The 6,000-nt window shown below is 67.1% G+C and carries 5 protein-coding genes; 3 read left to right on the forward strand and 2 right to left on the reverse strand.

From position 1 onward, the window contains the following. Window positions 1-9: 9 nt before the first annotated feature. Both QHF85_RS40715 and QHF85_RS40720 read right to left on the reverse strand, forming a co-directional pair. Window positions 10-1,557, reverse strand: a complete 1,548-nt coding sequence (locus QHF85_RS40715; protein WP_281332830.1) for a hypothetical protein — start codon at window positions 1,555-1,557, stop codon at window positions 10-12. Beyond that, the gene (locus tag QHF85_RS40720; RefSeq protein WP_281332831.1) at window positions 1,554-2,420 is read right to left on the reverse strand and encodes a hypothetical protein; all 867 of its coding nucleotides are present in this window, start codon (window positions 2,418-2,420) and stop codon (window positions 1,554-1,556) included. The genes QHF85_RS40715 and QHF85_RS40720 overlap by 4 nt, the downstream gene beginning before the upstream one ends. Before the next feature lie 116 nt (window positions 2,421-2,536). On the opposite strand from QHF85_RS40720, the gene tssI reads away from it, so the two are divergent. From tssI to QHF85_RS40735, 3 genes are read left to right on the forward strand one after another with little or no spacing between them, the layout of a single operon-like run. After that, window positions 2,537-4,537 (forward strand): type VI secretion system tip protein VgrG, encoded by a 2,001-nt coding sequence (tssI, locus tag QHF85_RS40725; RefSeq protein WP_281332832.1) that lies wholly within the window; start codon window positions 2,537-2,539, stop codon window positions 4,535-4,537. A gap of 11 nt (window positions 4,538-4,548) precedes the next feature. Continuing rightward, the gene (locus QHF85_RS40730; protein WP_281332833.1) at window positions 4,549-5,301 is read left to right on the forward strand and encodes a toxin-antitoxin system YwqK family antitoxin; all 753 of its coding nucleotides are present in this window, start codon (window positions 4,549-4,551) and stop codon (window positions 5,299-5,301) included. A gap of 2 nt (window positions 5,302-5,303) precedes the next feature. Then, complete coding sequence (locus tag QHF85_RS40735) at window positions 5,304-5,693, forward strand: DUF4280 domain-containing protein (protein WP_281332834.1); 390 nt, start codon at window positions 5,304-5,306, stop codon at window positions 5,691-5,693. The last annotated feature ends 307 nt before the right edge of the window (window positions 5,694-6,000 follow it).

Consider the following 6,000-nt stretch of genomic DNA (forward strand, 5'->3'; position numbering starts at 1 on the left):
GCCGCGCGCTCAGCGCCAGTGGCCTTCGTCGATGTCCGGGAACGTGAGCGTCCCGCTGCCCTCGGGCACGTCGTCGATCCGCGCCTTGCCATTCTCGTCGAGCGTCCCCTCGATCACCTTGCCGTCCGCGAGCTCCAGGCGGTACCGCGCGCCGGCCACGGGCTTCGGCGGGTCGGCGTCGTCGACGAGCTCGATCTCGGTCCACGCGCCCGCAGCCGCAGGTGATGGCGCGGACGCGGCGCTCGCGCCCGCGCTCGGGGGCGTGAACGAGCCGCCCTCGTTCGGCTCCCATTGCCCCTGGTCGATGTCGGGGAACGTGATCGTCCCCTTGCCCTTGGGCAAACCTTCGAGGCGCGCCTTGCCGCGGTCGTCGAGCGTCCCTTCAAACGTCTCGCCGCTGTCGAGCTCGACGCGATACCGCGCGCCGGCCACGGGCTTCGGCGGATCTCCATCGTCGAGCAGTTCCACCTCGACAAACGTCGTGTCCTCTGCGACGGACGATCCCGTGACGGGGCTCGCGCCGGCTTTTGCCGGGCCACCAAGCCCGTAGGCCTTGCCCTCGTCGTTGGCCTTCCACTTCTTCTTGTCGATCTCGGGGAACGTGACCGTGGCGCTGCCCGCGGTGACGCCCTCGACGCGCGCCTTGCCATTTTCGTCGAGCACGCCCTCGACGACCTTGCCATTACGAAGCTCGACCCGGAACGGCTGGTTCGCGAGCGGCTTCGGCGGATCGCCGTCGTCGACGAGCTCGATTTCGACCCAATCCCCCGAGCCGTCCTCGGCCTTGTCCTCGCCCATCCGGTCGTTCCGGACAGACCCGCTCTTCACGGGGTTGTCGAACCTGCGCGTGACGTCGACGCGCGCGAGCGGGAAGATCAGATCGATGAGGCCCTTCGCCGCCGGATGCGGACCGGCCGCGATCTCGGCCGCGGCCGCGACGTACGCGTCCTTGATCTGCGGATCGGGCAGGATGACGCCGCCCTGCGGATGCAGCTCGAGCTCGAGCTCGAGATCGACCTTCGTGCCCGCGCCCTTCACGCCGCGCGCCTCGTCCGCGGCGAGAAGCACGAGCTCTTGCGCGAGCGTCGACGGACGTTTTTGCAGGCCAAACGAGCCGAAGAGAAGATCGGCGAGCCGCGCGACGAGCTTCAGCGTGGAGTCGATGATCTGATCGGACTCGACGCGCGCGAGCACCGGATACTCGGGCGGGACCTCGGGCGCGGGGCGCAGATCGCCGGCCTCGTTCTTCGGGCCCGTGAGCGGCGTCGTGTCCGCGCCCTCGATGAAAAACCCTTCGAGCTCGACCTCGCGCGGGCGCACGAGCACGAGCGAGAGCGAGCCGCGCACGTAGCGATCCGCGAGCTGCTCGATCACGACCTCGTCGCGCAGGTTGTGAATCGAGGATCGATGCAGCTCCTCGGCAAGCAGGCGACGAAGCTCGAGCATGCCGCGGCGATCGAGCGCGACGTTTCGCAAGAACGCGAGGATGCCGTGCCGATCGAGGCGCCGCGGGCGCCCGAGCAAGAGGTTGCCGAAGCCCGTCGTCTCGGCGCTCATTCGACGGGACTCGCGTTACGCTGGCGCACGAACGGCGTCGGGCGGAAGAGGTCGGCGAAGCTCTTGCCGAGCGAGTCGATCGCGCCCTTCGTCGTGTCGGCGGTGCCGCTCGCGACGCGCACGTACGTCTCCGGCACCGCGGGCGCGGGGCGGCCGGCCTTCGCGGACGAACCCGCGCCGAGCGAGGTCGAGAGCTTTTCGATGGCGAAGCGCGCCGTCTCGCCCGTGCTCTTCGCGGCGCTCTTGTATTCGACGGGCACCGAGGGCTTCGGCCGACCGAGGCCGCCGCCGGGCCAGCGCGAGCTGTCGAGCGCGATATCGACCGTCCGCCGCGCGCCCTGGATCCGCATCCCCTCCTCGCCCGCGACGAGCACGTACGTGCGGCCGATCGTCGATTCGCGTTTCTCGCGGGCAAACCTGCCGAAGAGCAGCGCCGCGAGATCCGCCACGAGCTTCGCGGTGGATGCGATGACCTGATCGCTCTCGACGCGCGCGAGCACGGGATACTCGGGCGGGACCTCGGGCGCGGGGCGCAGATCGCCGGCCTCGTTTTTGGGTCCCATCACGGCGCCCGTCGCGTCGCCTTCGACGAAGAAGCCCGGCGCGCGGGTGTCGCGCGGCCGGAGGAACACGAACGAGACGCGGCCGGTCGTGATGCGCTCGGCGAGCTGACGCAGGATCTCTTCGTCGGGCAGCGTGTCGAGCAGCGCCTTCGGGACGTCGTCGCCGAGGACGCCGCGCAGGTACCGCGCGCCGCCCGGCTTTTCGGCCATTTGCGCGAGCGCCTCGTCGACGTCGGCGCGGCTCGGCAGCCTCGGGCGGCCGAACTGGAAGAGTCCGAGTCCCGTTCGGAAGAACGTCATCGGCAGGTCTCTCCCTGAAAGCTCACCACAGCGCGTCCGATCTTCGATGAGTGTGGGCCGGAGATCAAGCCTCTTGCCGAAAGCACGAGAAGACGGGTACGCTCGCGCTGAGATCCATGCCTTATCCGCAGGGCAGCCTCGGCATCGCCATCTCGACGCCCTTCGGCGCGGACGCGGTTCTGCTCGTCGATCTGCACGGCGAAGAGCGGATCTCGGGGCTCTTCCGCTTCGAGCTCGAGCTCGTGTCGCCGGAGAAGGCGCTCGACTTCAAGGCGATCGTCGGCAAGGGCGTGACCTTGACGATCCGGGGCATGGCGAAGGAGAAGCCGCGCTTCATCCACGGGATCTGCACGCGGTTCGTCCAGGCGGGGCGCGTCGGCAAGCAGACGCGTTACCGCGCGGAGCTGCACCCGTGGTTATGGCTCCTCGGCAAGACGAGCGATTGCCGCATCTTCCAGGAGAAGAGCGTCCCCGAGATCATGAAGGCGCTCTTCCAGGAGCTCGGCTTCTCGTCGGGCGAGCACTTCAAGGATTCGCTGAAAGGCTCGTACGACCCGCGCCCCTACTGCGTGCAGTACCAGGAGACCGCGCTCGATTTCGTGTCGCGTCTCATGGAGGACGAGGGGATCCATTATTATTTCACGCACGAGGACGGCAAGCACGTCATGGTGCTGACCGACGACAGCGCGTCGGCCACGCCGTGCCCGAACCTCGACAAGGCGCGCTTCGTCGAGCAGTTCTCCACGTCGACGGACGAGGACGCGGTCGTCGAGTGCACGCTCGAAGAGGAGATCGTCGCGGGGAAGTACGCGGCGACGGATTACAACTTCGAGATGCCGAGCACGTCGCTGCTCGCGGAGGTCTCGGGCGAATCCGGCAAGCTCGAGCTCTTCGAGTATCCAGGCGGGCACATCGAGAAGAGCCCGGGCGACGCGCGGGCGAAGCTCCGCATCGAGGCCGAGGAGGCCCGGGCGGTGCGTTTGTCGGGTACGTCCAATTGCCGCGCGTTCACCGCGGGCCACGGGTTCAAGTTCGACGAGCACGATCGGGACGACGCGAACACCGACTGGGTCCTCTGCTCGGTCGTGCACCGCGCGAGCCAGGAGGGGTACACGAATACCTTCGAGGCGTTCCCGAAGAAGACGCCGTACCGCCCGCCGCGCATCACGCCGAAGCCCGCGATCCCTGGCACGCAGACGGCCGTCGTCGTGGGCAAGAGCGGCGAGGAGCAGTGGACCGACGAATACGGTCGCATCAAGGTCCAGTTCCACTGGGATCGCAAGGGCGCGAAGGACGACAAGAGCTCGTGCTTCGTGCGCGTCGTGCAGTCGTGGGCGGGCAAGAGCTGGGGCGCGTGGTTCTTGCCGCGCATCGGGCAGGAGGTCGTCGTGAGCTTCATCGACGGCGACCCGGATCGGCCGCTCGTGACGGGCTCGGTGTACAACGCGGAGCAAACGGTGCCCTACGGTTTGCCCGGGGCGCAGACGAAGAGCACGATCCTGAGCCGCTCGACGAAGGAGGGCGACGCCGGGAACGAATTGCGCTTCGAGGACAAGAAGGACAGCGAGGAGTTCTACGCGCACGCCCAGAAGGACATGCTCTTCGAGGTGGAGAACGACTGGACGGTGAAGGTCCTCCACGATTACACGAAGAACGTCAAGAACGAGCGGAAGGTGACCATTGAAGAGGGCAACGAGTCGCTCACGGTCACCAAGGGCAACCGCACGATCAAGGTCGACAAGGGCGACGAGACGCACAGCGTGAAGGGCAAGCGCACGCTGGAGGTCACCAAGGACGAGGCGCACACGAACAAGGCGAACCTCGATTACAAGGTGACGAAGAACTACACGATCAAGGTCGACGGCGACCTCGTGATCGAGGCGAAGAGCGTCACGATCAAGGCCAAGCAGGCCTTCACGATGAAGGCGGGCACGGATTTCAAGGCCGAGTCCGGCACGGCGATGGACCTGAAGGCCGGCACCGATTTCAAGGCCAAGGGCGGGACGAACATGACGCTGGAGGGCGCGATCGCGCTGAAGGCGAAGGGCGGCGCGCAGGCGGCGGTGGAGGGCGGCGGCATGCTGACCTTGAAGGGCGGCATGGTGAAGATCAACTGAGCGAGGGCCCGATGCCGACCGACCACGAAGAGCGCGACGAGAACGGCAAGCTGCTCACCCGGTTCCAGATGGAAGAGGGCGAGCTCCACGGCGAGTTTGTCCAGTACGGGGAGACCGAGAAGCAGATCGCGCACCGGGCGAGCTACCAGAAGGGCAAGCTGCACGGTTTGTCGATCACGTACGATCCGGAGGGGCGCGAGCTCGAGCGTTCGTCGTTCGAGAGCGGCGCGCTGCACGGCGAGACGAAGCTCTTCGACGAGAACGGCAAGATCTCGCAGATCGTCACGTTCGTGAAGGGCCAGCAGCACGGCCCGACGCGGCTCTACGACGAGGGCCGGCTCCGGACGCTCATCCATTTCGAGAAGGGCAAGCAAAACGGCCCGTTCCTCTCGTTCGACGAGCAGGGCGCCGAGGTCGTGCGGTCGTTCTACAAGAACGGCAAGCTCGAAGGGGAGTCCTTGTTCCTCGACGGCAAGGGCAACACGCTGCGAAAAGCGAACTACAAGGCGGACAAGCTCCACGGCGAGGTGATCGAGTACTTCCCGAACGGCGAGGTCCGCGAGCGCGCCACGTACGACAATGGCAAGAAGCAAGGCGACGCGTTCAGCTACGACGTGCAGGGCAAGCTGAAGGCGAAGTCGATGTACAAGGACGGCGAGAAGCGCGGCGAGGTCGAGTACGACGACAAGGGCATTCCGAAGTCGAAGGAGGAGAAAAAAGAGTCCTTCTTCGACAAGGTCGTGAACAAGCTCGCGGGAGGCTGACGATGGGCCAGCACGTATGCATGGGAGCGATGATGCAATGTAGCTTCGGCGTGGCGCCGAGCTCGCTCATGGTGCTGCCCGCGAACCGGACGATGAACAGCGCGGGGCCCCTCGCGAACATCATGGACGGCAAGCCGATGCTGAACGTGCTGCCGTTCGGGATGTGTCAGAGTTTGGCGAATCCGATGGTGGCCGCGGCGACGGCGGCGGCGATGGGCGTGCTCACGCCGATGCCGTGCATCCCGAATACGCCGGCGCCGTGGATCGTTGGTGCTCCGACGGTGCTCCTCGGGAACATGCCCGCGCTGAACAACAGCTCGAAGCTGATGTGCATGTGGGGCGGCGTGATTCAGATCTCGTTCCCCGGGCAGGTCACGGTCCAGGTGCCGTGAGCGCCGTTTAGCAGGCTGTTGAGAAACGCCGCGAGCGCCCTGGAGCTAGGGAGGAGGACGCAGGAATACAGGCGTATTCCGAGGACGACGACCGACGATCCAGGGCGCGCAGCAAGTTTATCAACAGCCTGTTAGGGCTTGCCGCTGCCGCCGGGCAGCTTCGAGCCGGGCGCGGCGGGAACGACGGGCTTCGCGGCAGGCGCGGCGGGGGCCGCGGGCGCGACGGGCGCGGGTTTGGCGCCGGCAGGGACCGCGGGCGCGCCGGGGGCTACGGGCGCGGGTTTGGCGCCGGCAGGGACCGCGGGTG

Origin of the sequence: Polyangium sp. 6x1, assembly GCF_029946515.1 — a bacterium.
GTDB lineage: Bacteria > Myxococcota_A > Polyangia > Polyangiales > Polyangiaceae > Polyangium.